The organism is Enterobacter sp. E20, from assembly GCF_000801755.2.
GTDB lineage: Bacteria > Pseudomonadota > Gammaproteobacteria > Enterobacterales > Enterobacteriaceae > Enterobacter > Enterobacter asburiae_B.
Genome location: NZ_CP012999.1, coordinates 1,304,437 through 1,329,163 on the forward strand (window position 1 = coordinate 1,304,437; position 24,727 = coordinate 1,329,163).

Consider the following 24,727-nt stretch of genomic DNA (forward strand, 5'->3'; position numbering starts at 1 on the left):
CTCGCAGGTGAACCCCGGCACGTACACGTGGTGTGCGTGGTAGTTTCTACGGCGAAAGTAAGCATAAAAATGCTTAAGGGATCACGATGCAGAACGGCGCAATGAAAGCCTGGCTGGACTCTTCTTTCCTTTCTGGTGCGAACCAGAGCTGGATTGAACAGCTCTATGAAGACTTCTTAACCGATCCTGACTCAGTGGACGCAAACTGGCGTTCCATGTTCCAGCAGTTGCCTGGCACAGGGGTCAAACCGGATCAATTCCATTCCAAAACACGTGATTATTTCCGTCGTCTGGCGAAGGATGCCTCACGTTACTCTTCTGCGATTTCCGACCCTGACACTAATGCGAAGCAGGTTAAAGTCCTGCAGCTTATCAACGCTTATCGCTTCCGCGGTCACCAGCATGCGAATCTCGATCCGCTGGGACTGTGGCAGCAAGACCGTGTGGCCGATCTCGATCCGGCGTATCACGATCTGACCGAGGCCGATTTCCAGGAAAGCTTTAACGTAGGTTCCTTTGCCATCGGCAAAGACACGATGAAGCTGGGCGATCTGATTGACGCGCTCAAGCAAACCTACTGCGGCTCCATCGGCGCGGAATACATGCACATTACCTCTACCGAAGAGAAACGCTGGATCCAGCAGCGCATCGAATCCGTAGCGGGCCACGCGACCTTCTCGGCTGACGAGAAAAAACGCTTCCTGAACGAACTGACCGCAGCGGAAGGGCTTGAGCGCTATCTGGGCGCGAAATTCCCGGGCGCAAAACGCTTCTCGCTGGAAGGCGGCGACGCGCTGGTGCCGATGCTGAAAGAGCTGATTCGTCACGCAGGCAAGAGCGGCACCCGTGAAGTGGTACTGGGCATGGCGCACCGTGGTCGTCTGAACGTGCTGGTCAACGTGCTGGGTAAAAAACCGCAGGACCTGTTCGACGAATTCGCGGGCAAACATAAAGAACACCTTGGCACCGGCGACGTGAAGTACCACATGGGCTTCTCGTCGGATATCGAAACCGAAGGCGGTCTGGTTCACCTGGCGCTGGCGTTTAACCCGTCACACCTGGAAATCGTTAGCCCGGTGGTTATCGGTTCCGTGCGTGCGCGTCTGGATCGTCTGGACGAGCCGAGCAGCAATAAAGTTCTGCCAATTACCATCCACGGCGATGCGGCGGTAACAGGGCAGGGCGTGGTTCAGGAAACCCTGAACATGTCGAAAGCGCGTGGTTATGAAGTGGGCGGTACCGTTCGCATCGTGATCAACAACCAGGTGGGCTTCACCACCTCTAACCCGCTGGACGCGCGTTCTACCCCGTACTGCACCGACATCGGTAAGATGGTGCAGGCGCCAATCTTCCACGTTAACGCGGATGACCCGGAAGCCGTTGCTTTCGTTACCCGTCTGGCGCTGGACTTCCGTAATACCTTTAAACGCGATGTGTTCATTGACCTCTTCTGCTACCGCCGTCACGGCCACAACGAAGCGGACGAGCCAAGTGCAACCCAGCCGTTGATGTATCAGAAAATCAAAAAACACCCGACCCCGCGCAAAATCTATGCTGACAAGCTGGAGAGCGACAAAGTGACGACGCTGGAAGATGCGACCGAAATGGTCAACCTCTACCGCGACGCGCTGGATGCGGGTGAATGCGTGGTGAAAGAACTGCGCCCGATGAACATGCACTCCTTTACCTGGTCGCCGTACCTCAACCACGAGTGGGATGAGAGCTACCCGAACAAGGTTGAGATGAAGCGCCTGCAGGAGCTGGCTAAACGCATCAGCACCGTACCGGACGCTATCGAGATGCAGTCTCGCGTGGCGAAAATTTACGCTGACCGTCAGTCCATGGCGGCAGGCGAGAAGCTGTTCGACTGGGGCGGCGCTGAAACGCTGGCTTACGCAACGCTGGTTGACGAAGGCATTCCTGTTCGTCTGTCCGGTGAAGATGCGGGCCGTGGGACCTTCTTCCACCGTCACGCGGTTGTTCACAACCAGTCCAACGGTTCAACCTACACCCCGCTGCAGCACGTGCACAACGGTCAGGGCCAGTTCAAGGTCTGGGACTCCGTGCTGTCTGAAGAAGCGGTTCTGGCCTTCGAATACGGTTATGCCACCGCTGAACCACGCACCCTGACCATCTGGGAAGCGCAGTTCGGTGACTTCGCCAACGGTGCGCAGGTGGTTATCGACCAGTTCATCTCCTCCGGCGAGCAGAAGTGGGGCCGTATGTGTGGCCTGGTAATGCTGCTGCCGCACGGTTATGAAGGTCAGGGTCCGGAGCACTCCTCCGCGCGTCTGGAACGTTATCTGCAGCTCTGCGCCGAGCAGAATATGCAGGTCTGCGTGCCGTCCACCCCGGCTCAGGTCTACCACATGCTGCGTCGTCAGGCGCTGCGCGGTATGCGCCGTCCGCTGGTGGTGATGTCGCCGAAATCCCTGCTGCGTCACCCGCTGGCGGTGTCGAGCCTGGAAGAACTGGCGAACGGAACCTTCCTGCCAGCCATCGGTGAAATTGACGAGCTGGATCCGCAGGGCGTGAAGCGCGTGGTGATGTGTTCTGGTAAGGTTTATTACGACCTGCTGGAACAGCGCCGCAAGAACGATCAGAAAGATGTCGCCATCGTGCGTATCGAACAGCTTTATCCGTTCCCGCATCAGGCGATGCAGGAAGTGCTGAAACAATATGCTCACGTACATGATTTTGTCTGGTGCCAGGAAGAGCCGCTCAACCAGGGCGCATGGTACTGCAGCCAGCATCATTTCCGTGAAGTGATTCCATTTGGGTCAGCCCTGCGTTATGCAGGTCGCCCGGCCTCCGCCTCTCCGGCGGTAGGGTATATGTCCGTTCACCAGAAGCAGCAACAAGATCTGGTCAATGACGCGCTGAACGTCGATTAATAAAAGGATACAAAATGAGTAGCGTAGATATTCTTGTTCCCGACCTGCCTGAATCCGTAGCAGATGCGACCGTCGCTACCTGGCACAAAAAACCAGGCGATGCCGTTAAGCGCGATGAAGTGCTGGTAGAAATCGAAACTGACAAAGTGGTACTGGAAGTACCGGCTTCGGCGGATGGCGTTCTGGACGCGGTGCTGGAAGATGAAGGTACTACCGTAACCTCTCGTCAGATCCTGGGTCGCCTGCGTGAAGGCAACAGCGCGGGCAAAGAGTCCAGCGCGAAATCTGAAGAGAAAGCCTCTACGCCGGCTCAGCGCCAGCAGGCTTCTCTGGAAGAACAGTCTAACGACGCTCTCAGCCCGGCGATCCGTCGCCTGCTGGCTGAACACAGCCTTGACCCGGCAGCCATCAAAGGCACCGGTGTGGGCGGTCGTCTGACCCGCGAAGACATCGACAAACACCTGGCGAAAGCGCCAGCTCAGGCAGAAGCGAAAGCCCCTGCGGCAGCACCAGCAGCACAGCCTGCTCTGGGTGCCCGCAGCGAAAAACGCGTGCCAATGACTCGCCTGCGCAAGCGCGTGGCCGAGCGTCTGCTGGAAGCGAAAAACTCCACCGCGATGCTGACCACCTTCAACGAAGTGAACATGAAGCCAATCATGGACCTGCGCAAGCAGTACGGTGACGCGTTTGAAAAACGTCACGGTATCCGTCTGGGCTTTATGTCCTTCTACGTTAAGGCGGTAGTTGAAGCACTGAAACGCTACCCGGAAGTGAACGCGTCTATCGATGGCGATGACGTGGTTTACCACAACTATTTCGACGTCAGCATGGCGGTTTCTACTCCACGCGGCCTGGTCACCCCGGTTCTGCGTGATGTAGATACCCTGGGTATGGCTGACATCGAGAAAAACATTAAAGAGCTGGCTGTAAAAGGCCGCGACGGCAAGCTGACCGTAGACGATCTGACCGGCGGTAACTTCACCATTACCAACGGCGGCGTATTCGGCTCGCTGATGTCTACCCCGATCATTAACCCGCCGCAGAGCGCGATCCTGGGTATGCATGCCATTAAAGATCGCCCGATGGCGGTTGACGGTAAAGTTGAGATCCTGCCAATGATGTACCTGGCGCTCTCTTACGACCACCGCCTGATCGACGGCCGCGAGTCCGTGGGCTTCCTGGTCGCGATTAAAGAGCTGCTGGAAGATCCAACCCGTCTGCTGCTGGACGTCTAGTTTTGCAGTCTTGCCCGGCGGCGTATGGCTGCCGGGCCAATAAAAGCACGACCTAACGATTACCTGAAGGATGGATAGAACACATGAACTTACATGAATATCAGGCCAAACAGCTGTTTGCCCGGTATGGCTTACCGGCTCCGGTGGGTTATGCCTGTACTACCCCGCGTGAAGCAGAAGAAGCCGCATCTAAAATCGGTTCCGGCCCTTGGGTAGTTAAGTGTCAGGTTCACGCTGGTGGCCGTGGTAAAGCGGGCGGTGTGAAGGTTGTTAAGAGCAAAGAAGAGATTCGTGCGTTTGCTGAACATTGGCTCGGCAAGCGTCTGGTAACGTACCAGACAGATGCGAACGGCCAGCCGGTTAACCAGATCCTGGTTGAAGCGGCGACCGACATCGCGAAAGAACTGTACCTGGGCGCGGTTGTTGACCGTAGCTCCCGTCGCGTGGTGTTCATGGCGTCTACCGAAGGCGGCGTGGAAATCGAAAAAGTGGCGGAAGAAACCCCGCACCTGATCCACAAAGTGGCAATCGATCCGCTGGCGGGCCCAATGCCTTACCAGGGTCGCGAGCTGGCGTTCAAACTGGGCCTGGAAGGCAAGCTGGTTCAGCAGTTCACCAAGATCTTCATGGGTCTGGCGAACATCTTCCTGGAGCGCGATTTGGCGCTGATCGAGATCAACCCGCTGGTGATCACCACCCAGGGCGACCTGATCTGCCTCGACGGCAAGCTGGGCGCTGACGGCAACGCGCTGTTCCGCCAGTCCGATCTGCGCGAAATGCGCGACCAGTCTCAGGAAGATCCGCGTGAAGCGCAGGCTGCACAGTGGGAGCTGAACTACGTAGCGCTGGACGGCAACATCGGCTGCATGGTTAACGGCGCGGGCCTGGCAATGGGCACCATGGACATCGTTAAGCTGCACGGCGGTGAGCCAGCAAACTTCCTCGACGTAGGCGGTGGCGCAACCAAAGAGCGCGTAACCGAAGCGTTCAAAATCATCCTCTCTGACGACAACGTTAAAGCGGTTCTGGTGAACATCTTCGGCGGCATCGTTCGTTGCGACCTGATCGCCGACGGTATCATCGGTGCGGTAGAAGAAGTGGGCGTGAACGTTCCGGTGGTTGTGCGTCTGGAAGGTAACAACGCTGAACTCGGCGCGAAAAAACTGGCTGACAGCGGCCTGAATATTATTGCAGCGAAAAGTCTGACGGATGCAGCTCAGCAGGTTGTTGCCGCAGTGGAGGGGAAATAATGTCAGTTTTAATTAATAAAGATACCAAGGTTATCTGCCAGGGCTTCACCGGTAGCCAGGGGACTTTCCACTCCGAACAGGCGATTGCCTACGGCACGCAGATGGTTGGCGGCGTAACGCCAGGTAAAGGCGGCACCACGCACCTGGGCCTGCCGGTATTCAACACCGTGCGTGAAGCCGTCGAAGCGACGGGCGCAACCGCGACCGTGATCTACGTTCCGGCACCGTTCTGCAAAGACTCCATTCTGGAAGCGATTGACGCAGGCATCAAACTGATCATCACTATTACTGAAGGCATCCCGACGCTGGATATGCTGACCGTGAAGGTGAAGCTGGATGAAGCAGGCGTGCGCATGATCGGCCCGAACTGCCCTGGCGTTATCACCCCGGGCGAATGCAAAATCGGCATCATGCCGGGCCACATTCACAAGCCGGGTAAAGTGGGCATCGTGTCCCGTTCCGGTACGCTGACCTATGAAGCCGTTAAGCAGACTACCGATTACGGCTTCGGCCAGTCCACCTGCGTGGGCATCGGCGGTGACCCAATTCCGGGCTCTAACTTCATCGACATCCTGAAGCTGTTCCAGGAAGATCCACAGACCGAAGCGATCGTGATGATCGGTGAGATCGGTGGTAGCGCGGAAGAAGAAGCCGCTGCTTACATCAAAGAACACGTGACCAAGCCAGTTGTCGGTTACATCGCGGGTGTGACCGCGCCGAAAGGCAAACGTATGGGTCACGCAGGCGCGATCATCGCCGGTGGTAAGGGTACGGCTGATGAGAAATTCGCAGCGCTGGAAGCCGCAGGCGTGAAAACCGTTCGCAGCCTGGCGGATATCGGCGAAGCACTGAAATCCATCATTAAGTAAGTCCTCTCTGCTGCTCCCCGAAAGGGGGGCGTTGAAGTATAAAAATGTCCGTTTCGACATGGTTGGCCGCTGTAAAGCGGCCTTTTTTATTGCCTGCCGGGCGTCATGCAATAGTCACTAAATGGTGTTAATTAGAGAGGTGGATAAAAGTAAAATAATTGTTATTTATTTACCTTAAAGAGAGCGGATGGAAAAAAACGAAAAACGCACTAAAATTTATGTCCTGAATAAATTAGGCATTCGGGCTTCTGAGTTAATAAAAATCACTTCTGTTTATATTCATCAATCGACTTGATAACCTTAATTGTATTTTATATACATATCTTTAACATGGTTTTTACTATGTTCACTGCATCAAAACACATTTAACACAACGGATTGTTTTTGATTTAAATCAATGTTTAATCCTTGGAAAAACCCATCAAAAGGCGGTAAATTGTCCCCGATCAAAATGGCCGAAAAGTGGTAATTTTGCTATAAATTGATCGCCGTCGAAAAACGTAAATGTGATTCAATAAAAACCTGTTTATTGTAAGGGTTTTGCAGCGTATTATATTTGCGGGATCAATTTGAGTTTTTTATTAACGTATTTGTAACCTCACGTCATCGTTTTTATCCTCCTTCAGGGTAATAACGACGACAAGGATGCGAATAATTTGTATTGGGGCATGCGTGTGGATCTCTCTCTGACGGGGTCCACTCTCGGAGTCTTCATGCGATGAGCAAGGAGTCATGATGTTAGATATAGTCGAACTGTCGCGCTTACAGTTTGCCTTGACCGCGATGTACCACTTCCTGTTTGTGCCACTGACGCTCGGTATGGCGTTCCTGCTGGCCATTATGGAAACGGTATACGTTCTCTCCGGCAAACAGATTTATAAAGATATGACCAAGTTCTGGGGCAAGTTGTTTGGTATCAACTTTGCGCTGGGCGTGGCAACCGGTTTGACCATGGAGTTCCAGTTCGGGACTAACTGGTCTTACTATTCCCACTATGTAGGGGATATCTTCGGTGCGCCGCTGGCCATTGAAGGTCTGATGGCATTCTTCCTCGAATCCACCTTTGTAGGTCTGTTCTTCTTCGGCTGGGACCGTCTGGGTAAAGTCCAGCATATGGCGGTGACCTGGCTGGTGGCATTAGGTTCGAACCTGTCCGCGCTGTGGATTCTGGTGGCGAACGGCTGGATGCAGAACCCTATCGCGTCTGATTTCAACTTCGAAACCATGCGTATGGAGATGGTCAGCTTTGCCGAGCTGGTCCTGAACCCGGTTGCGCAGGTTAAATTCGTTCACACCGTCGCTTCTGGCTACGTGTGCGGCGCGATGTTTGTCCTGGGCATCAGCTCTTACTACATGCTGCGCGGTCGTGACTTCGCGTTTGCTAAGCGCTCCTTTGCTATCGCTGCAAGCTTCGGTATGGCTGCAATCCTCTCTGTTATCGTTCTGGGTGATGAATCCGGTTACGAAATGGGTGACGTGCAGAAAACCAAACTGGCCGCCATCGAAGCCGAATGGGAAACCCAACCGGCGCCTGCTGCCTTTACGCTGTTCGGTATTCCGGATCAGGACGCGCAGGAAAACCGCTTCGCCATTCAGATCCCTTATGCGCTGGGTATCATCGCCACCCGTTCTGTTGATAAGCAGGTGACCGGTCTGAAAGAGCTGATGGTTCAGCACGAAGAGCGTATCCGTAACGGTATGAAAGCCTACTCTCTGCTGGAACAGCTGCGTGCCGGTTCTACCGACCAGGCCGTTCGCGACCAGTTCAACAACGTGAAGAAAGATCTGGGTTACGGTTTGCTGCTGAAGCGTTATACCCCGAACGTTTCTGATGCGACAGAAGCGCAGATCCAGATGGCAACCAAAGACTCGATTCCACGCGTTGCGCCACTGTACTTCGCATTCCGTATCATGGTGGGTTGCGGCATCATTATGCTGCTGATCATTGCGGCGTCCTTCTGGTCCGTGATTCGCAACCGCATCGGCGAGAAAAAATGGCTGTTGCGCACCGCGCTGTACGGTATTCCACTGCCGTGGATCGCGATCGAATCCGGCTGGTTTGTTGCGGAGTACGGCCGTCAGCCATGGGCGATTGGTGAGGTACTGCCAACGGCGGTAGCGAACTCGTCCCTGACAGCGGGCGACCTGATCTTCTCCATGCTGCTGATTTGTGGTCTGTACACCCTGTTCCTGGTGGCTGAACTGTTCCTGATGTTCAAGTTCGCGCGCCTTGGCCCAAGCAGCCTGAAAACCGGTCGCTATCACTACGAGCAGTCCACTGCGACTACTCAGCCGGCACGCTAAGACAGGAGTCATCAAATGATCGATTATGAAGTATTGCGTTTTATCTGGTGGCTGCTGGTTGGCGTTCTGCTGATCGGTTTTGCCGTCACGGATGGTTTCGACATGGGGGTGGGGATGCTCACCCGTTTCCTCGGTCGTAATGACACCGAGCGTCGAATCATGATCAACTCCATCGCCCCTCACTGGGACGGTAACCAGGTGTGGCTGATCACCGCTGGCGGCGCGCTGTTCGCTGCCTGGCCGATGGTCTACGCGGCTGCGTTCTCCGGCTTCTACGTGGCGATGATTCTGGTGCTGGCCTCTTTATTCTTCCGTCCGGTCGGTTTCGACTACCGTTCCAAGATTGAAGACACCCGCTGGCGCAACATGTGGGACTGGGGCATCTTTATCGGTAGCTTCGTTCCACCGCTGGTGATCGGCGTGGCGTTCGGTAACCTGCTGCAGGGCGTACCGTTCCACCTGGACGAATACATGCGACTTTACTACACCGGTAACTTCTTCCAGCTGCTGAATCCGTTTGGCCTGCTGGCCGGCGTGGTGAGCGTGGCGATGATCATCACTCAGGGCGCAACCTATCTGCAGATGCGTACGGTTGGTGAACTGCACCTGCGTTCTCGCGCGACGGCTCAGGTCGCTGCGCTGGTCACGCTGGTCTGCTTCGCGCTGGCCGGTGTGTGGGTGGTGTACGGCATCGATGGCTACGTGGTGACGTCTGCAATCAACCATACTGCGCCGTCTAATCCGCTGACCAAAGAAGTGGCGCGTCAGGCTGGCGCATGGCTGGTGAACTTTAACAATACCCCTGCGCTGTGGGCTATCCCGGCTCTGGGCGTATTGCTGCCGCTGCTGACCGTGTTGACGTCTCGTCTGGAGAAAGGCGCGCTGGCGTTCGTGTTCTCTTCGCTGACCCTGGCGTGCATCATCCTGACGGCGGGTATTGCGATGTTCCCATTCGTCATGCCATCCAGCACCATGCTGAATGCTAGCCTGACCATGTGGGACGCAACGTCCAGCCAGCTGACGCTGAACCTGATGACGTATGTTGCTTGCGTGTTCGTACCGATTATCCTGCTCTACACCACCTGGTGTTACTGGAAAATGTTCGGTCGCATCACTAAAGAACATATCGAAAGCAACACCCACTCTATGTACTAAGTAAGGAGCTGAATATGTGGTATTTCGCATGGATTTTAGGGACGCTTCTTGCCTGTGCATTTGGTGTCATCACTGCCCTGGCGCTTGAGCACGTCGAAGCGACCAAAGCGGGTGAAGAAAAACACTGATGAATATTATCGCGACGCTTTACGCGGTAATGGACAAGCGCCCGTTACGGGCGCTTTCTTTAGTGATGGCATTACTGCTGGCAGGTTGTATCTTCTGGGACCCTTCGCGCTTTGCAGCGAAAACCAGCGAGCTTGAAATCTGGCACGGCTTTCTTATTATGTGGGCGGTGTGCGCAGGTGTGATCCACGGCGTCGGCTTTCGTCCGAAAGCCATTCACTGGCAGGGAATTTTTTGCCCGCTGATTGCCGATCTGGTGCTTCTCGCCGGTTTGATTTTCTTCTTCTTCTGAATAAGAAATGTCCGTTAACGTTATGGGCTTACCCGAGCCCATAAAAATTTACTCTCCGTTTACTTTCTCCCATTCCCAACCCTCTTTCCCGCGCGTATAGTAGCGAAGTTTAAAAGCATTAACTTTTGTTGCATTACCGGGATGTAAAGTGAATACAACGCTGTTTCGATGGCCGGTTCGTGTCTATTACGAAGATACCGATGCCGGTGGTGTGGTTTACCATGCCAGCTACGTTGCTTTTTATGAACGGGCACGCACAGAGATGCTGCGCCATCATCACTTTAGTCAACAGGTGCTGTTGGCTGAGCGAGTTGCCTTCGTGGTACGCAAGATGACGCTTGAGTATTTTGCGCCTGCCAGACTCGACGATATGCTCGAAGTCCAAACTGAAATTACATCAATGCGCGGGACCTCACTGGTTTTCACGCAGCGGATAGTCAACGCAGAGAATACCGTACTGAACTCAGCTGAAGTGCTGATTGTTTGTGTTGATCCAACCATAATGAAGCCTCGTGCGCTTCCTAAGTCTATTGTCGCGGAGTTTAAGCAGTGACTGACATGAATATCCTTGATTTGTTCCTGAAGGCAAGCCTTCTGGTTAAACTTATCATGTTGATTTTGATTGGTTTTTCAATCGCATCCTGGGCCATCATCATCCAGAGAACGCGTATCCTCAATGCCGCTGGCCGTGAAGCTGAAGCGTTTGAAGATAAGTTCTGGTCGGGTATTGAGCTTTCTCGTCTTTATCAGGAAAGCCAGGGACGCCGTGAAAACCTTACAGGCTCCGAGCAAATTTTTTATAGCGGTTTCAAAGAGTTTGCTCGTCTGCATCGTGCAAACAATCATGCGCCGGAAGCGGTTGTAGAAGGTGCCTCGCGTGCGATGCGTATCTCCATGAACCGTGAGCTGGAAAATCTCGAAACGCATATTCCATTCCTCGGCACTGTCGGTTCCATCAGCCCGTATATCGGCCTGTTTGGTACCGTGTGGGGGATCATGCACGCCTTTATCGCGCTGGGCGCGGTGAAGCAGGCGACGTTGCAGATGGTTGCACCGGGTATCGCTGAAGCACTGATTGCGACCGCTATCGGTCTGTTTGCGGCAATTCCTGCGGTTATGGCTTACAACCGTCTGAACCAGCGCGTGAACAAACTGGAACTGAACTACGACAACTTTATGGAAGAGTTCACTGCGATTCTGCACCGTCAGGCGTTTACCAGCACCGAGAGCAACAAGGGGTAAACCATGGCCAGATCGCGTGGACGAGGTCGTCGCGAGCTCAAGTCCGAAATCAATATCGTTCCACTGCTGGACGTCCTGCTGGTACTGCTGCTGATCTTCATGGCGACAGCGCCAATCATTACCCAGAGCGTGGAAGTGGATCTGCCGGATGCGACAGAATCACAGGCGGTGAGCACCAATGACGATCCTCCGGTTATCATTGAGGTTTCCGGCGTAGGGCAATACAGCGTCGTGGTTGAGAAAGATCGTATGGATCAGCTGCCGCCTGAGCAGGTTATTGCTGAAGCGCAGCGTCGTCTGGAGTCAAATCCGAAAACGGTCTTCTTAATCGGTGGCGCGAAAGACGTACCCTACGATGAAATTATTAAAGCGCTGAACTTGCTACATAGTGCGGGTGTTAAGTCAGTTGGCTTAATGACCCAACCTATTTGATCATCCGCGTAGTTTTTGGGAACCGATAGTGTCAAAGGCAACCGAACAGAACGACAAGCTTAAGCGAGCGATAATCGTCTCCGCAGTGCTGCACGTGATTCTCTTTGCAGCGCTGATCTGGAGTTCGTTCGACGAGCATATTGATGCATCAGCCGGTGGCGGTGGAGGGTCTTCCATTGACGCCGTGATGGTGGATCCCGGTGCGGTAGTACAGAACTATAATCGCGAACAGCAGCAGAAGGCGAGTGCCAAACGGGCTGAAGAGCAGCGTGAAAAACAGTCGCAACAGCAGGCGGAAGAACTGCGTGAAAAGCAGGCCGCAGAGCAGGAGCGTCTGAAGCAGCTTGAGAAAGAGCGTTTGCAGGCGCAGGAAGCTGCGAAAGAGCAGGCGGAACAGCAGAAGCAAGCCGAAGAGGCCGCGAAGAAAGCACAGGAACAGCAAAAGCAGGCGGAAGAGGCGGCAGCAAAAGCCGCAGCGGACGCGAAAGCACAGGCTGATGCCCAGGCAAAATTAGCGGCAGAAGCGGCGAAGAAAGCCGCTGCTGATGCTCAGAAGAAAGCTGAAGCGGAAGCCGCGAAGAAAGCCGCTGCCGATGCTCAGAAGAAAGCTGAAGCGGAAGCCGCGAAAAAAGCCGCTGCCGATGCTCAGAAGAAAGCTGAAGCGGAAGCCGCGAAAAAAGCCGCTCAGGAAGCAGAGAAGAAAGCTGCTGCCGAGGCCGCGAAGAAAGCGGCTGCTGCTGAGAAAGCGGCTGCAGAAAAAGCTGCCGCCGCTGAAAAAGCCGCTGCCGATAAAAAAGCTGCAGCTGAGAAGGCTGCCGCCGATAAGAAAGCTGCAGCTGAGAAGGCCGCTGCCGATAAGAAAGCTGCTGCTGATAAAGCGGCAGCCAAAAAGGCCGCTGCTGCTGAAAAAGCTGCTGCTGCCGCAGGGGTTGACGATCTGCTGGGCGATTTGAGCTCCGGTAAGAATGCACCGAAAACGGGCGGTGGGGCGAAAGGAAACAACGCAGCGCCGACGGGAAGTGGTAACACTAAGAGTAACGGTGCGACAGGGGCTGAAATCAACGGTTATGCCGCGCAGATTAAATCCGCTATTGAAAGCCGATTCTATGATGCGTCTTCCTATACCGGTAAAACGTGTACGTTGCGTATAAAACTGGCTCCGGACGGCATGCTGCTGGATATCAAGTCTGAAGGTGGCGACCCGGCTTTATGTACTGCGGCCCTGGCTGCAGCGCGTCAGGCGAAGATGCCTAAACCGCCGTCTCAGGCAGTTTACGAAGTCTTCAAAAATGCGCCGCTGGACTTCAAACCTTAAGTTACATTTTCCCCGTGCAAACGGGGAAAAATAGACCAGGTTTAGTCACAGGGTTCTGGTAGTTTTGTCTATTTGAGTTTGTTAACATTCTGCTAAATTATCGTGGGTAAGGTTACCCGGATAAGGGAGATATGATGAAGCAGGCATTACGTGTAGCATTTAGTTTTTTAATGCTGTGGGCAGCAGTACTGCACGCAGAAGTACGTATCGAGATCACCCAGGGGGTGGACTCGGCACGCCCAATCGGTGTTGTTCCGTTCCAGTGGGCCGGTCCTGGCGCTGCACCTGAAGATGCCGGTGGCATCGTGGCGGCTGACCTGCGTAACAGCGGTAAATTCAACCCGTTAGATCGTTCTCGTCTGCCGCAGCAGCCGGGCAGCGCGCAGGAAGTACAGCCTGCAGCATGGTCTGCACTGGGTATTGATGCCGTGGTTGTGGGTCAGGTTACGCCTAACCCGGACGGCTCTTACAACGTGGCCTGGCAGCTGGTGGATACCGGCGGTGCACCGGGTACCGTTCTGGCACAGAACTCTTACAAGGTTACGAAGCAGTACCTGCGCTACGCGGCACACGCTGCCAGCGATGCGGTATTTGAAAAACTGACCGGCATTAAAGGGGCGTTCCGTACCCGTATTGCTTATGTGGTGCAGACCAACGGTGGTCAGTTCCCGTATGAGCTGCGCGTATCTGACTACGACGGCTACAACCAGTTCCTGGTGAAACGTTCTTCTCAGCCGCTGATGTCTCCAGCCTGGTCTCCGGACGGTTCTAAACTGGCCTATGTAACCTTCGAAAGTGGCCGTTCAGCGCTGGTTATCCAGACGCTGGCAAACGGTGCTGTTCGTCAGGTGGCGTCTTTCCCACGTCACAACGGTGCGCCTTCCTTCTCTCCGGACGGGTCTAAACTGGCGTTTGCGCTGTCAAAAACCGGTAGCCTGAACCTGTACGTGATGGACATTGGCTCTGGCCAGATTCGTCAGGTGACCGACGGTCGCAGCAACAACACTGAACCTTCATGGTTCCCGGATAGTCAAAACCTGGCGTTTACTTCTGACCAGGCTGGCCGTCCACAAATCTATAAAGTCAACATCAACGGCGGTGCTCCGCAGCGTATTACCTGGGAAGGTTCGCAGAACCAGAACTCAGACGTGAGCAGCGACGGTAAATTTATGGTAATGGTGAGCTCCAACGGTGGGCAGCAGCACATTGCCAAACAGGATCTGGTAGCGGGTGGCGTTCAAGTTCTGTCGTCAACGTTCCTGGATGAAACGCCAAGTCTGGCACCTAACGGCACGATGGTAATCTACAGCTCTTCTCAGGGGATGGGATCTGTGCTGAATCTGGTTTCTACAGATGGGCGTTTCAAAGCGCGTATTCCGGCAACTGATGGACAGGTAAAATCACCTGCCTGGTCGCCGTATCTGTAAATAATAATTAATTGATTACTAAAGGAATCATAGAAATGCAACTGAACAAAGTGCTGAAGGGGCTGATGATCGCTCTGCCTGTAATGGCAATCGCAGCGTGTTCTTCTAACAAGAACGCCAGCAATGACCAGAGCGGCGAAGGCATGATGGGTGCCGGCACCGGTATGGACGCGAACGGCAATGGCAACATGTCTTCTGAAGAGCAAGCGCGTCTTCAGATGCAGCAGCTGCAGCAGAACAACATCGTTTACTTCGATCTGGATAAATACGACATCCGTTCTGACTTCGCTGCGATGCTGGATGCTCACGCTAACTTCCTGCGTAGCAACCCATCTTACAAAGTCACCGTAGAAGGTCACGCGGACGAACGTGGTACTCCAGAGTACAACATCTCCCTGGGTGAACGTCGTGCTAACGCTGTTAAAATGTACCTGCAGGGTAAAGGCGTTTCTGCTGACCAGATCTCCATCGTTTCTTACGGTAAAGAAAAACCTGCAGTACTGGGTCACGACGAAGCGGCTTACTCCAAAAACCGTCGTGCCGTACTGGTTTACTAAGAGAATTGCATGAGCAGTAACTTCAGACATCATCTGTTGAGTCTGTCGTTACTGGTTGGAATAGCGGCCCCCTGGGCCGCTTTTGCTCAGGCACCAATCAGTAGTGTCGGCTCAGGCTCGGTAGAAGACCGGGTCACTCAACTCGAGCGTATTTCTAACGCTCACAGCCAGCTTTTAACCCAACTCCAGCAACAACTTTCTGATAACCAAAACGATATTGACTCTCTCCGCGGCCAGATTCAGGAAAGCCAGTATCAGTTGAACCAGGTTGTGGAACGTCAGAAGCAGATTTTGCTGCAGATGGATAGTCTGAGCAGCGGTGGTGCAGCAGCACAAGCACAGCCAGCCGCGGGCGATCAGACCGGTGCGGCGACATCAGCTCCGGCTGCGGATGCTTCTGCTTCAACAGGTGCGCCTGTACAGAGCGGTGACGCGAATACGGACTACAACGCGGCCATTGCCCTGGTGCAGGATCAATCTCGTCAGGATGACGCGCTTGCTGCGTTTCAGAACTTTGTTAAGAAATACCCTGATTCCACTTATCAGCCAAATGCGAATTACTGGCTCGGTCAGCTGAATTACAACAAGGGTAAAAAGGACGATGCGGCGTTTTATTTTGCCTCAGTGGTGAAAAATTACCCGAAATCGCCAAAAGCGCCTGATGCGATGTATAAAGTGGGCGTCATCATGCAGGACAAAGGCGACACTGCGAAAGCCAAAGCGGTTTATCAGCAGGTGGTCTCTAAATTCCCGGGTACCGAAGGTGCTAAGCAGGCGCAAAAACGTCTGAATTCGATGGGATGATTATCGCATGACCAGAAATCGCGTTATTTCTGGTCGTGCAGCATGATTCGTAAGCAGTTAAGTGATCTTCATCGAAATTTTTGTTGCGCTGAATTCTTAAATCAGTAATATATGCCGCCGTTGCCACGGGATATCAAACAACGTGAAAACAGCGTAAAAGTGGGTCGTTAGCTCAGTTGGTAGAGCAGTTGACTTTTAATCAATTGGTCGCAGGTTCGAATCCTGCACGACCCACCACTAAGTCAGGTGGAAGTAGTAAAACGTGAAGGATAACGTTGCGTCAGCAACGGCCCGTAGGGCGAGGCGAAGCCGAGTCATCCTGCACGACCCACCACTTAACGCACACCAGCAGTACAGAGTGGGTGATTAGCTCAGTTGGTAGAGCATCTCCTTTACACGGAGGGGGTCGGCGGTTCGAGCCCGTCATCACCCACCACTCGGGTCGTTAGCTCAGTTGGTAGAGCAGTTGACTTTTAATCAATTGGTCGCAGGTTCGAATCCTGCACGACCCACCAATTTTAATGTCTTACTCAGATATTAAACGTGAAGGATAACGTTGCTTTAGCAACGGCCCGAAGGGCAAGGCGAAGCCGAGTCATCCTGCACGACCCACCACTCTCCGGTGGTACCGAGTAAAAATCTTCGAAGTCAGCACCCGAATGGGTCGTTAGCTCAGTTGGTAGAGCAGTTGACTTTTAATCAATTGGTCGCAGGTTCGAATCCTGCACGACCCACCACTTCGAAGAAAAAATCCCGCAAGGGGTCGTTAGCTCAGTTGGTAGAGCAGTTGACTTTTAATCAATTGGTCGCAGGTTCGAATCCTGCACGACCCACCAGTGTAGAAAGGCGCCCTAAAGGCGCCTTTTTGCTATCTGCCGTCTGTGCAGGTCGGGCAAGGCGAATCCGCCAGCCGACAAATGCTATCCGCACCTATTTCCGGTGACTTTTCCTCTCATATTCGCTATCTTGTTTAGTATACAAAACACAATTGCCATGCGTTTTGCTATGTCATGCAAAAGAAAGGCAATATTGTTAAGCCCGTAAAACGAGAAGCCATAATGAGTGTGATGTTTGATCCTGAAGCCGCAATCTATCCGTTTCCGCCAAAGCCTGTCCCGCTGAGCCAGGACGAAAAGCAATTCTACCGTGAGAAGATCAAACGTCTTCTCAAAGAACGAGATGCGGTGATGGTGGCCCATTACTACACCGACCCGGAAATTCAGCAGCTGGCGGAAGAGACCGGCGGCTGTATTTCCGACTCACTGGAGATGGCACGCTTCGGTGCAAAACATCCTGCTTCCACGCTGCTGGTTGCTGGCGTGCGTTTTATGGGCGAAACGGCAAAGATCCTGAGCCCTGAAAAAACCATTCTGATGCCGACGCTTAATGCGGAGTGTTCACTGGATCTCGGCTGTCCGATTGACGAATTCACGGCCTTCTGTGACGCCCACCCTGACCGCACCGTGGTGGTTTACGCCAACACCTCTGCGGCGGTAAAAGCGCGGGCAGACTGGGTTGTCACCTCCAGCATCGCCGTTGAGCTGATTGAACATCTGGATAGCCTTGGCGAGAAAATTATCTGGGCGCCTGACCGCCATCTTGGAAATTATGTCCAGAAGCAGACGGGGGCTGACGTTCTCTGCTGGCAGGGGGCCTGCATTGTGCACGACGAATTCAAAACCCAGGCGCTGGCGCGCATGAAGGCACTTTATCCTGACGCCGCGATTCTTGTTCACCCTGAATCACCGCAGTCTATTGTCGACATGGCGGACGCCGTGGGCTCAACCAGCCAGCTTATCAACGCGGCCAGAACGCTGCCTAACAGGCAGCTCATCGTGGCAACCGATCGCGGTATCTTCTACAAGATGCAGCAGGCCGTGCCGGAGAAAGAGCTCCTTGAAGCGCCAACGGCGGGTGAGGGCGCAACGTGCCGCAGCTGTGCGCATTGCCCGTGGATGGCGATGAACGGCCTGAAGGCCATTGCCGAAGGGCTCGAGACGGGCGGGGCAGCACATGAAATCCATGTGGATGCCGCCCTGCGTGAAGGTGCGTTAATTCCGCTTAACCGCATGCTGGATTTTGCGGCTACACTACGTACTTAATTCAAAACGCCCCGGGGAAAAGATGGATTTTTTTAGCACGCAGAACATTCTGGTTCATATACCGATTGGTGCAGGTGGCTATGACCTGTCATGGATTGAGGCCGTTGGCACGCTGGCGGGATTACTCTGTATCTGGCTGGCAAGCCTGGAGAAGATCAGCAACTACGCGTTCGGGCTGATTAACGTTACGCTGTTTGCGATTATCTTCTTCCAGATCCAGCTGTACGCCAGTCTGCTTTTGCAGCTGTTTTTCTTTGCGGCCAATATTTACGGCTGGTACGCGTGGTCGCGTCAGAACAGCCAGCAGGAGGCAGAGCTGCAGATCCGCTGGTTGCCCTTGCCGAAAGCCATCGCCTGGTTTGTCGCCTGTCTGGTCGCCATTGGTTTAATGACCGTCTATATCAACCCGGTGTTTGCGTTCCTGACCCGCGTTGCCGTTTCGGTCATGTCCGGTTTCGGCCTGAACGTGACGATGCCCGAGCTCCAGCCGGATGCTTTCCCGTTCTGGGATTCCTGCATGATGGTGCTGTCGATTGCGGCGATGATCCTGATGACCCGTAAATACGTTGAGAACTGGCTGCTGTGGGTGATCATCAACGTGATCAGCGTGGCGATCTTCGCCCTGCAGGGCGTCTATGCGATGTCGCTGGAATATCTGCTGCTGACCTTCATCGCGCTGAACGGCAGCCGGATGTGGATTAAGAGCGCGCGTGAGCGAGGTTCTCACGCGCTTTCCAGCTAGTGGTGATGCTGATGTGAATGTCCGGACTGCGCCTCGTTAAGGTGGCAGTCCGGCCCGTTACAGGGCTGATACTCCATCTGGATGGTGGCGTGGCCAATTTCGTAGTGATGTTCAAGAAAATGCTGGATGCGTTCAAGCAGCGCATCGTGGTCGTGAGGCGGGATCACCTGGATGTGCAGCGTCATGACCGGTTTTTCCCCTACCAGCCAGACGTGCACGTGATGAACATTGCGGACTTCCGGGACTGAACGGCGCAGGTTGCGCTTCAGCTCGTCAATATCCATCGATGCCGGTGCCCCTTCAAGCAGTTCATTCACGCTCTCCTTCAGCAGCCGCCAGGCGCTGCGCAAGACCAGACACGACACCAGCACGGACAGAATCGGATCGACAGGCGTCCAGCCGGTGTAGAGGATCACCAGCGCGGCGACAATCGCCCCGACTGAGCCGAGCAAATCACCCAGAACATGCAGAGCCGCAGCGCGTACGTTGAGGTTCTTTTCCCCGCTGCCGCGGTGCAAAATCCAGAAAGCCAGGATATTTGCCAGCAGCCCCGCCACGGCAATGACCATCATGGTTGCCCCGGCGATAGGCTGCGGGTGTCTGAAGCGCTGGACGGCCTCCCAGACGATAAGAACGGTAATGACCACCAGCGCAATGGCGTTAACAAACGCGGCGAGGGTTGTCAGCCTCAGCCAGCCGAAGGTATGGCGCGCATTGGGAGGACGACGCGCAAACTGCACCGCCAGCAGGGCGAAGAGCAGCGCTGCGGCATCGGTCAGCATATGTCCGGCATCAGCCAGTAGCGCCAGAGAGCCGGAAATGAGGCCGCCAATGACCTCGATAATCATAAACGTTGCGGTAACGCCAAAGGCCAGCATCAGTCGTTTAGCGTTGTCGTTGCCGGGAGAGGGTGAGTGGGAATGGGAGTGCGCCATGTCTGCTTTCCTGATGTGTTATTGTTTTTAGTGTAGCGTTTTTAATAGGTTACTCCAAAAAGAAAGGAGAGCCAGAGCTCTCCTTTTTCTTCCCGAACACCCCCGTTACTGGGTGGTGCCATCGGTTTTGGTATTCGCATCGTTCCCTACTTTGTCATTAGGGTCAGGGCATTTGCCGTCCTTGCACATTGAGTTCTTATGAACCTCGTCCGAACTCATATTGTCATGATTCATGGTGCCGGAACCGCTGCCGTTGGGATGCAGCATGGTGCCGCCGGTGTTGGTATTACCGGTATTGATCTGGCTGTTGTCGACATTATTCGGGGCGATATTCTGTTTCGCATCAGGTGCGGGCTGGCCTGCTGCTGCCGCGGCATTCGCATCACCGTTGCTGTCTGATGTGCCCGTTTCCGCGGCCAGGACGCTGCCGCTTGCCAGAGTAAGTGTGGCGGTCAGGAAGAGGGTTGCCAGTTTTGTCATTTTCATCATGGTGCTCCTGTTCTTGTCGTTACGCTGGATAACATTCTCCAACAGTGCATCTTTTTCTGAGGCGAAAGATTCCGCCTTACGGACTTACGTCAGTAGGGAATCGCGTTTAAGCGTGTAAAATTGGTTGTTACAGTTAAAAAGCTTAGGTTAGATCTCATATTTCGCTATTTTGTGGCGATTTTTAGGCGAATTCCAGGAATTATCTGCGTGAAGTGTAAAACCGTGTTTACACTTCCTGGTCGACAAGATAGATTGAAAGGATTGCTTTCATTACTAAAGATATGGCAGAGCTGGAAAGAAAATGAATTATCAGAACGACGATTTACGCATTAAAGAGATCAATGAGTTATTACCTCCTGTAGCGCTCCTTGAGAAATTCCCCGCCACTGAAAATGCCGCAAATACGGTTTCTCATGCTCGTAAAGCGATCCATAAGATCCTGAAAGGTAATGACGATCGTCTTCTGGTGGTGATTGGCCCGTGCTCCATTCACGATCCTGCAGCTGCGAAAGAGTACGCTGCCCGTCTGCTCACCCTCCGTGAAGAGCTGAAGGACGAGCTGGAAATCGTGATGCGCGTCTATTTTGAAAAACCGCGCACCACCGTGGGCTGGAAAGGGCTGATTAACGATCCGCATATGGATAACAGCTTCCAGATCAACGACGGTCTGCGCATTGCGCGCAAGCTGCTGCTGGAGATCAACGACAGCGGCCTGCCTGCGGCCGGTGAATTCCTGGACATGATTACGCCACAATACCTGGCAGACCTGATGAGCTGGGGCGCAATTGGTGCCCGCACAACCGAATCTCAGGTGCACCGCGAGCTGGCGTCCGGTCTCTCTTGCCCGGTAGGTTTCAAAAACGGCACTGACGGCACCATTAAGGTGGCTATCGACGCTATCAACGCAGCGGGCGCGCCGCACTGCTTCCTGTCCGTGACCAAATGGGGCCATTCCGCCATCGTTAACACCAGCGGTAACGGTGACTGCCATATCATTCTGCGCGGCGGCAAAGAGCCGAACTACAGCGCGAAACACGTGGCAGAAGTGAAGGTCGGGCTGGAAAAAGCCGGGCTGCCACCGCAGGTGATGATCGATTTCAGCCATGCCAACTCCAGCAAGCAGTTTAAAAAGCAGATGGAAGTGGGTGCAGACGTCTGCCAGCAGATTGCCGGCGGTGAGAAGGCGGTGATTGGGGTAATGATCGAAAGCCATCTGGTTGAAGGTAACCAGAACCTGGAAGGCAGCGAACCGCTGGTGTATGGCAAAAGCGTCACCGATGCCTGCATTGGCTGGGACGATACCGACACCATCCTGCGTCAGCTGGCGAATGCGGTAAAAGCGCGCCGCGGCTGAATTCTCAGGCACAAATAAAAAAGCGCGGAAGGCTCCGCGCTTTTTTTATGCCTTGCGAAAATTACTTCGCTTTACCCTGGTTCGCGACAGCCGCTGCTTTCGCCGCGATCTCTTCTGCGTTACCCAGATAGTAGTGTTTGATTGGCTTGAAGTTTTCGTCGAACTCATACACCAGCGGTACGCCGGTTGGGATGTTCAGTTCGAGGATTTCGTCTTCACCCATGTTGTCCAGATATTTCACCAGCGCGCGCAGGGAGTTACCGTGAGCCGCAATGATCACGCGCTCGCCGCTTTTCAGGCGTGGCAGAATGGTTTCGTTCCAGTAAGGCACAACGCGGTCGATGGTCAGCGCCAGGCTTTCAGTGGTTGGCAGCTCAGCGTCGGTCAGCTTCGCGTAACGCGGGTCGTGGCCCGGGTAGCGCTCGTCATCTTTGGTCAGCTCTGGTGGGGTGATTGCAAAGCCGCGACGCCACTGTTTAACCTGCTCGTCGCCATATTTCTCAGCGGTTTCCGCTTTGTTCAGGCCCTGCAGCGCACCGTAGTGACGTTCGTTCAGTTTCCAGGACTTCTCAACCGGCAGCCAGGCCTGATCCAGTTCGTCCAGCACGTTCCACAGGGTGTGGATGGCACGTTTCAGCACAGAGGTGTAAGCAAAATCAAAGCTGAAGCCTTCTTCCTTCAGCAGTTTACCCGCTGCTTTTGCTTCGCTTACGCCTTTCTCAGACAGATCAACGTCGTACCAACCGGTAAAGCGGTTTTCGTTGTTCCACTGGCTTTCGCCGTGACGCACCAGGACCAGCTTAGTTATAGCCATCTCTTACTCCTCAAGCATTTTTAGAATGATAACAATTCTCATTATATTGCCGTGGCCGTGCCACCAGCAACGCTTAACCCTAACCATAGCGAAAATAGTCTCTGAGTGTAAGATGCTTGTGAATCCAGGGTTATGATTTTGTCTGCGATCGGCGCTATTTTCAGCAAGGCGTGCAGAAAAAAGCCCTCCGGAGGGAGGGCTGGATATTAATGTGGAATAAAATGATATTCCGTCACGCTCACGTACTCTTTACCCGGGCGCAGCACGCAGTCCGGCTGCGGCCATTCCGGATGGTTCGGGCTGTCCGGCAGGAACTCGCTCTCCAGCGCCAGGCCTTGCCAGTCGCTGTACTCATCGTGTTCGCGCGCCGTCGTGCCGCCGAGGTAGTTGCCTGAATAGAACTGCAGGGCAGGGGCTGAGGTGTAAACCGTCATCTGCAGTTTCTCATCCGCAGACCAGACCTGCGCGGCAGGCTGTTTCACATCGCCTTTGGCCTGCAGCAGGAAAGCGTGGTCGTAGCCTTTCACCTTGCGCTGATCGTCATCACTCATGAAATCCTGGGCGATGGTCTTCGCGCTGCGGAAGTCAAAGCTGGTGCCGCTCACGTCTTTGAGGCCCTGATGCGGAATGCCCATCTCGTCAACCGGCAGATACGCATCCGCCAGGATCTGCAGCTTGTGGTTGCGAACGTCGCACTGGCTACCGTCCAGGTTGAAATACGCGTGATTGGTCAGGTTGACCGGACACGGCTTATCGACCGTCGCACGGTATTCGATGGCGATACGGTTGTCGTCGGTCAGCGTAAAGCGCGCGGACGCGACAAGGTTCCCCGGGAAGCCCTGATCGCCATCAGGCGAATCCAGCGAGAACAGCACTTCGCCATCGTTTTGACGAACAATCTTCCAGCGGCGTTTATCGAATCCGTCCGGACCACCGTGCAGCTGGTTCTCACCCTGGCTTGGAAGCAGGGTGTACTGCACGCCGTCGAGTTCAAAACGGCTCTTCGCGATGCGGTTAGCATAGCGCCCGACGGACGCGCCCAGATAGGCGGACTGATTGACGTACTGCTCAGGCGAGGCGCAGCCGAGCAGAGTCTCGCGCACGCTGCCGTCCGGCATCGGTACGCGGGCAGAAAGCAGGGTTGCCCCCCAGTCCATCACCGTAACGACCATCCCCGCGCTGTTGCGCAGGGTTAACAGGCGATACGGCAGACCATCCGGTGCAAGGGTAGGTGTTTCGTTTAGCACTGTCCGGCTCCTTGTGATGCTTTACAAACATAGAAGGTTTCTTTGATACCCGTTTTTGCTTCGTACTGCTTCGCCACGGCATCCTGTACGGCAGGGACCAGCTCTTCTGGCACCAGCGCAACGATGCAGCCGCCAAAACCGCCGCCCGTCATGCGCACGCCGCCTTTGTCGCCGATGGTGGCTTTAACGATGTCCACCAGGGTGTCGATCTGCGGAACGGTGATTTCAAAATCATCGCGCATGGAGGCGTGAGATTCCGCCATCAGCTCACCCATGCGTTTCAGGTCACCTTTCGCCAGCGCGGACGCGGCTTCAACGGTACGGGCATTTTCCGTCAGCACGTGACGAACGCGTTTGGCGACGACCGGATCCAGCTCGTGCGCCACTTTGTTAAATTCATTCAGCGTCACGTCGCGCAGGGCAGGCTGCTGGAAGAAGCGGGCGCCGGTTTCGCACTGCTGGCGGCGGGTGTTGTATTCGCTGCCCACCAGCGTGCGCTTAAAGTTGCTGTTGACGATCACTACAGCCGCGCCTTTCGGCAGGGGAACGGCTTTGGTTCCCAGCGAGCGGCAGTCAATTAACAGGGCATGCTCTTTTTTGCCCAGTGCGGAGATCAGCTGGTCCATAATGCCGCAGTTACAGCCCACGAACTGGTTTTCTGCTTCCTGACCGTTCAGGGCGATTTGCGCGCCGTCCAGCGGCAGATGATAAAGCTGCTGGAATACGGTGCCCACGGCGACTTCCAGAGACGCAGAGGAGCTTAAGCCCGCACCCTGCGGCACGTTGCCGCTGATAACTAAATCCGCACCGCCAAAGTTCTTGTTGCGCTTCTGAAGGTGTTTCACCACGCCGCGCACGTAGTTAGACCACTGCTGGCTGTCGTGCGTCACAATCGGGGCATCGAGGGAAAACTCGTCCGTCTCATTACCGTAATCCGCCGCAATCACGCGAACTTTACGGTCGTCGCGCTTCGCGCAGCTGATGACGGTCTGGTAATCGATAGCGCACGGCAGCACGAAACCGTCGTTATAGTCGGTGTGTTCACCGATCAGGTTAACTCGGCCTGGCGCCTGGATAACGTGGGTGGCAGGGTAGCCAAATTTCTCAGCAAACAGGGATTGTGTTTTATCTTTCAGACTCAT

The 24,727-nt window shown here is 54.4% G+C and carries 23 protein-coding genes and 5 tRNA genes; 23 read left to right on the forward strand and 5 right to left on the reverse strand.

What is annotated here, in order from left to right:
• Positions 1-86: 86 nt before the first annotated feature.
• From sucA to pnuC, 22 genes are all read left to right on the forward strand, one after another.
• The gene (gene sucA, locus NI40_RS06050; protein WP_033144953.1) at positions 87-2,894 is read left to right on the forward strand and encodes a 2-oxoglutarate dehydrogenase E1 component; all 2,808 of its coding nucleotides are present in this window, start codon (positions 87-89) and stop codon (positions 2,892-2,894) included.
• A 14-nt stretch (positions 2,895-2,908) separates the two neighbouring features.
• Complete coding sequence (gene odhB / locus NI40_RS06055; protein WP_008501093.1) at positions 2,909-4,129, forward strand: 2-oxoglutarate dehydrogenase complex dihydrolipoyllysine-residue succinyltransferase; 1,221 nt, start codon at positions 2,909-2,911, stop codon at positions 4,127-4,129.
• A gap of 83 nt (positions 4,130-4,212) precedes the next feature.
• Positions 4,213-5,379 (forward strand): ADP-forming succinate--CoA ligase subunit beta, encoded by a 1,167-nt coding sequence (gene sucC / locus NI40_RS06060; protein WP_023310791.1) that lies wholly within the window; start codon positions 4,213-4,215, stop codon positions 5,377-5,379.
• Positions 5,379-6,248 (forward strand): succinate--CoA ligase subunit alpha, encoded by an 870-nt coding sequence (gene sucD, locus NI40_RS06065; protein WP_008501094.1) that lies wholly within the window; start codon positions 5,379-5,381, stop codon positions 6,246-6,248. Before sucC ends, sucD begins: the two co-directional genes overlap by 1 nt.
• A 735-nt stretch (positions 6,249-6,983) precedes the next feature.
• Complete coding sequence (gene cydA, locus NI40_RS06070) at positions 6,984-8,552, forward strand: cytochrome ubiquinol oxidase subunit I (RefSeq protein ID WP_023310795.1); 1,569 nt, start codon at positions 6,984-6,986, stop codon at positions 8,550-8,552.
• Between the two features lie 15 nt (positions 8,553-8,567).
• Positions 8,568-9,707, forward strand: a complete 1,140-nt coding sequence (gene cydB / locus NI40_RS06075; protein WP_039261312.1) for a cytochrome d ubiquinol oxidase subunit II — start codon at positions 8,568-8,570, stop codon at positions 9,705-9,707.
• 14 nt (positions 9,708-9,721) lie between these two features.
• A complete protein-coding gene (gene cydX, locus NI40_RS06080; RefSeq protein ID WP_003858598.1) occupies positions 9,722-9,835 on the forward strand; it encodes a cytochrome bd-I oxidase subunit CydX in 114 nt (37 codons plus the stop codon).
• The gene (gene ybgE, locus NI40_RS06085) at positions 9,835-10,125 is read left to right on the forward strand and encodes a cyd operon protein YbgE (RefSeq protein ID WP_014831116.1); all 291 of its coding nucleotides are present in this window, start codon (positions 9,835-9,837) and stop codon (positions 10,123-10,125) included. Before cydX ends, ybgE begins: the two co-directional genes overlap by 1 nt.
• 148 nt (positions 10,126-10,273) lie before the next feature.
• Entirely contained in the window at positions 10,274-10,678 is a 405-nt protein-coding gene (gene ybgC / locus NI40_RS06090) for a tol-pal system-associated acyl-CoA thioesterase (RefSeq protein ID WP_003858593.1), read from the forward strand.
• Positions 10,675-11,367, forward strand: coding sequence for a Tol-Pal system protein TolQ (tolQ, locus tag NI40_RS06095; RefSeq protein ID WP_008501101.1), 693 nt, complete (start codon positions 10,675-10,677; stop codon positions 11,365-11,367). The genes ybgC and tolQ overlap by 4 nt, the downstream gene beginning before the upstream one ends.
• Positions 11,368-11,370: 3 nt before the next feature.
• Positions 11,371-11,799: a colicin uptake protein TolR gene (tolR, locus tag NI40_RS06100; RefSeq protein ID WP_003858589.1), complete on the forward strand. Its 429-nt coding sequence runs from the start codon at positions 11,371-11,373 to the stop codon at positions 11,797-11,799.
• A gap of 28 nt (positions 11,800-11,827) precedes the next feature.
• On the forward strand, positions 11,828-13,114 hold the full coding sequence (tolA, locus tag NI40_RS06105) for a cell envelope integrity protein TolA (RefSeq protein ID WP_029740419.1): 1,287 nt from the start codon (positions 11,828-11,830) through the stop codon (positions 13,112-13,114).
• 134 nt (positions 13,115-13,248) lie between these two features.
• Complete coding sequence (gene tolB, locus NI40_RS06110; RefSeq protein WP_008501103.1) at positions 13,249-14,541, forward strand: Tol-Pal system beta propeller repeat protein TolB; 1,293 nt, start codon at positions 13,249-13,251, stop codon at positions 14,539-14,541.
• A gap of 35 nt (positions 14,542-14,576) precedes the next feature.
• Positions 14,577-15,098 carry a peptidoglycan-associated lipoprotein Pal gene (pal, locus tag NI40_RS06115; RefSeq protein ID WP_003858578.1) on the forward strand — a complete coding sequence of 174 codons (522 nt, stop codon included), beginning with the start codon at positions 14,577-14,579 and terminating at the stop codon, positions 15,096-15,098.
• A 9-nt stretch (positions 15,099-15,107) separates the two neighbouring features.
• Positions 15,108-15,902 (forward strand): cell division protein CpoB, encoded by a 795-nt coding sequence (cpoB, locus tag NI40_RS06120; RefSeq protein WP_023310799.1) that lies wholly within the window; start codon positions 15,108-15,110, stop codon positions 15,900-15,902.
• Between the two features lie 161 nt (positions 15,903-16,063).
• Positions 16,064-16,139, forward strand: a tRNA-Lys gene (locus NI40_RS06125).
• A gap of 123 nt (positions 16,140-16,262) precedes the next feature.
• Positions 16,263-16,338: transfer RNA gene (locus NI40_RS06130), tRNA-Val, on the forward strand.
• A gap of 3 nt (positions 16,339-16,341) precedes the next feature.
• A tRNA-Lys gene (locus tag NI40_RS06135) sits at positions 16,342-16,417 on the forward strand.
• Positions 16,418-16,563: 146 nt separating this feature from the next.
• Positions 16,564-16,639, forward strand: a tRNA-Lys gene (locus NI40_RS06140).
• Between the two features lie 23 nt (positions 16,640-16,662).
• A tRNA-Lys gene (locus NI40_RS06145) sits at positions 16,663-16,738 on the forward strand.
• Positions 16,739-16,960: 222 nt separating this feature from the next.
• Positions 16,961-18,004 carry a quinolinate synthase NadA gene (gene nadA, locus NI40_RS06150; RefSeq protein WP_039261329.1) on the forward strand — a complete coding sequence of 348 codons (1,044 nt, stop codon included), beginning with the start codon at positions 16,961-16,963 and terminating at the stop codon, positions 18,002-18,004.
• A 22-nt stretch (positions 18,005-18,026) separates the two neighbouring features.
• On the forward strand, positions 18,027-18,746 hold the full coding sequence (gene pnuC / locus NI40_RS06155) for a nicotinamide riboside transporter PnuC (protein WP_039261332.1): 720 nt from the start codon (positions 18,027-18,029) through the stop codon (positions 18,744-18,746).
• On the opposite strand, the gene zitB is transcribed toward pnuC, so the two are convergent.
• Positions 18,743-19,681 carry a CDF family zinc transporter ZitB gene (zitB, locus tag NI40_RS06160; protein WP_039261334.1) on the reverse strand — a complete coding sequence of 313 codons (939 nt, stop codon included), beginning with the start codon at positions 19,679-19,681 and terminating at the stop codon, positions 18,743-18,745. The two genes, pnuC and zitB, sit on opposite strands and share 4 nt — an antisense overlap.
• A gap of 105 nt (positions 19,682-19,786) precedes the next feature.
• Positions 19,787-20,167: a protein YbgS gene (locus NI40_RS06165; RefSeq protein WP_032661161.1), complete on the reverse strand. Its 381-nt coding sequence runs from the start codon at positions 20,165-20,167 to the stop codon at positions 19,787-19,789.
• 304 nt (positions 20,168-20,471) lie between these two features.
• On the opposite strand from NI40_RS06165, the gene aroG reads away from it, so the two are divergent.
• Complete coding sequence (gene aroG, locus NI40_RS06170; protein ID WP_024908788.1) at positions 20,472-21,524, forward strand: 3-deoxy-7-phosphoheptulonate synthase AroG; 1,053 nt, start codon at positions 20,472-20,474, stop codon at positions 21,522-21,524.
• Between the two features lie 61 nt (positions 21,525-21,585).
• On the opposite strand, the gene gpmA is transcribed toward aroG, so the two are convergent.
• From gpmA to galK, 3 genes are all read right to left on the reverse strand, one after another.
• Positions 21,586-22,338: a 2,3-diphosphoglycerate-dependent phosphoglycerate mutase gene (gene gpmA / locus NI40_RS06175; protein WP_023310804.1), complete on the reverse strand. Its 753-nt coding sequence runs from the start codon at positions 22,336-22,338 to the stop codon at positions 21,586-21,588.
• A gap of 206 nt (positions 22,339-22,544) precedes the next feature.
• On the reverse strand, positions 22,545-23,585 hold the full coding sequence (gene galM / locus NI40_RS06180; RefSeq protein WP_039261336.1) for a galactose-1-epimerase: 1,041 nt from the start codon (positions 23,583-23,585) through the stop codon (positions 22,545-22,547).
• A complete protein-coding gene (galK, locus tag NI40_RS06185; protein ID WP_029739550.1) occupies positions 23,579-24,727 on the reverse strand; it encodes a galactokinase in 1,149 nt (382 codons plus the stop codon). The genes galM and galK overlap by 7 nt, the downstream gene beginning before the upstream one ends.

Bases quoted from the DNA above. Each gene is read 5' to 3' on its own strand.
- sucA (WP_033144953.1), top strand. From the start codon at position 87: ATGCAGAACGGCGCAATGAAAGCCTGGCTGGACTCTTCTTTCCTTTCT.
- odhB (WP_008501093.1), top strand. From the start codon at position 2,909: ATGAGTAGCGTAGATATTCTTGTTCCCGACCTGCCTGAATCCGTAGCA.
- sucC (WP_023310791.1), top strand. From the start codon at position 4,213: ATGAACTTACATGAATATCAGGCCAAACAGCTGTTTGCCCGGTATGGC.
- sucD (WP_008501094.1), top strand. From the start codon at position 5,379: ATGTCAGTTTTAATTAATAAAGATACCAAGGTTATCTGCCAGGGCTTC.
- cydA (WP_023310795.1), top strand. From the start codon at position 6,984: ATGTTAGATATAGTCGAACTGTCGCGCTTACAGTTTGCCTTGACCGCG.
- cydB (WP_039261312.1), top strand. From the start codon at position 8,568: ATGATCGATTATGAAGTATTGCGTTTTATCTGGTGGCTGCTGGTTGGC.
- cydX (WP_003858598.1), top strand. From the start codon at position 9,722: ATGTGGTATTTCGCATGGATTTTAGGGACGCTTCTTGCCTGTGCATTT.
- ybgE (WP_014831116.1), top strand. From the start codon at position 9,835: ATGAATATTATCGCGACGCTTTACGCGGTAATGGACAAGCGCCCGTTA.
- tolR (WP_003858589.1), top strand. From the start codon at position 11,371: ATGGCCAGATCGCGTGGACGAGGTCGTCGCGAGCTCAAGTCCGAAATC.
- tolB (WP_008501103.1), top strand. From the start codon at position 13,249: ATGAAGCAGGCATTACGTGTAGCATTTAGTTTTTTAATGCTGTGGGCA.
- pal (WP_003858578.1), top strand. From the start codon at position 14,577: ATGCAACTGAACAAAGTGCTGAAGGGGCTGATGATCGCTCTGCCTGTA.
- cpoB (WP_023310799.1), top strand. From the start codon at position 15,108: ATGAGCAGTAACTTCAGACATCATCTGTTGAGTCTGTCGTTACTGGTT.
- nadA (WP_039261329.1), top strand. From the start codon at position 16,961: ATGAGTGTGATGTTTGATCCTGAAGCCGCAATCTATCCGTTTCCGCCA.
- pnuC (WP_039261332.1), top strand. From the start codon at position 18,027: ATGGATTTTTTTAGCACGCAGAACATTCTGGTTCATATACCGATTGGT.
- zitB (WP_039261334.1), bottom strand. From the start codon at position 19,681: ATGGCGCACTCCCATTCCCACTCACCCTCTCCCGGCAACGACAACGCT.
- NI40_RS06165 (WP_032661161.1), bottom strand. From the start codon at position 20,167: ATGAAAATGACAAAACTGGCAACCCTCTTCCTGACCGCCACACTTACT.
- aroG (WP_024908788.1), top strand. From the start codon at position 20,472: ATGAATTATCAGAACGACGATTTACGCATTAAAGAGATCAATGAGTTA.
- gpmA (WP_023310804.1), bottom strand. From the start codon at position 22,338: ATGGCTATAACTAAGCTGGTCCTGGTGCGTCACGGCGAAAGCCAGTGG.
- galK (WP_029739550.1), bottom strand. From the start codon at position 24,727: ATGAGTCTGAAAGATAAAACACAATCCCTGTTTGCTGAGAAATTTGGC.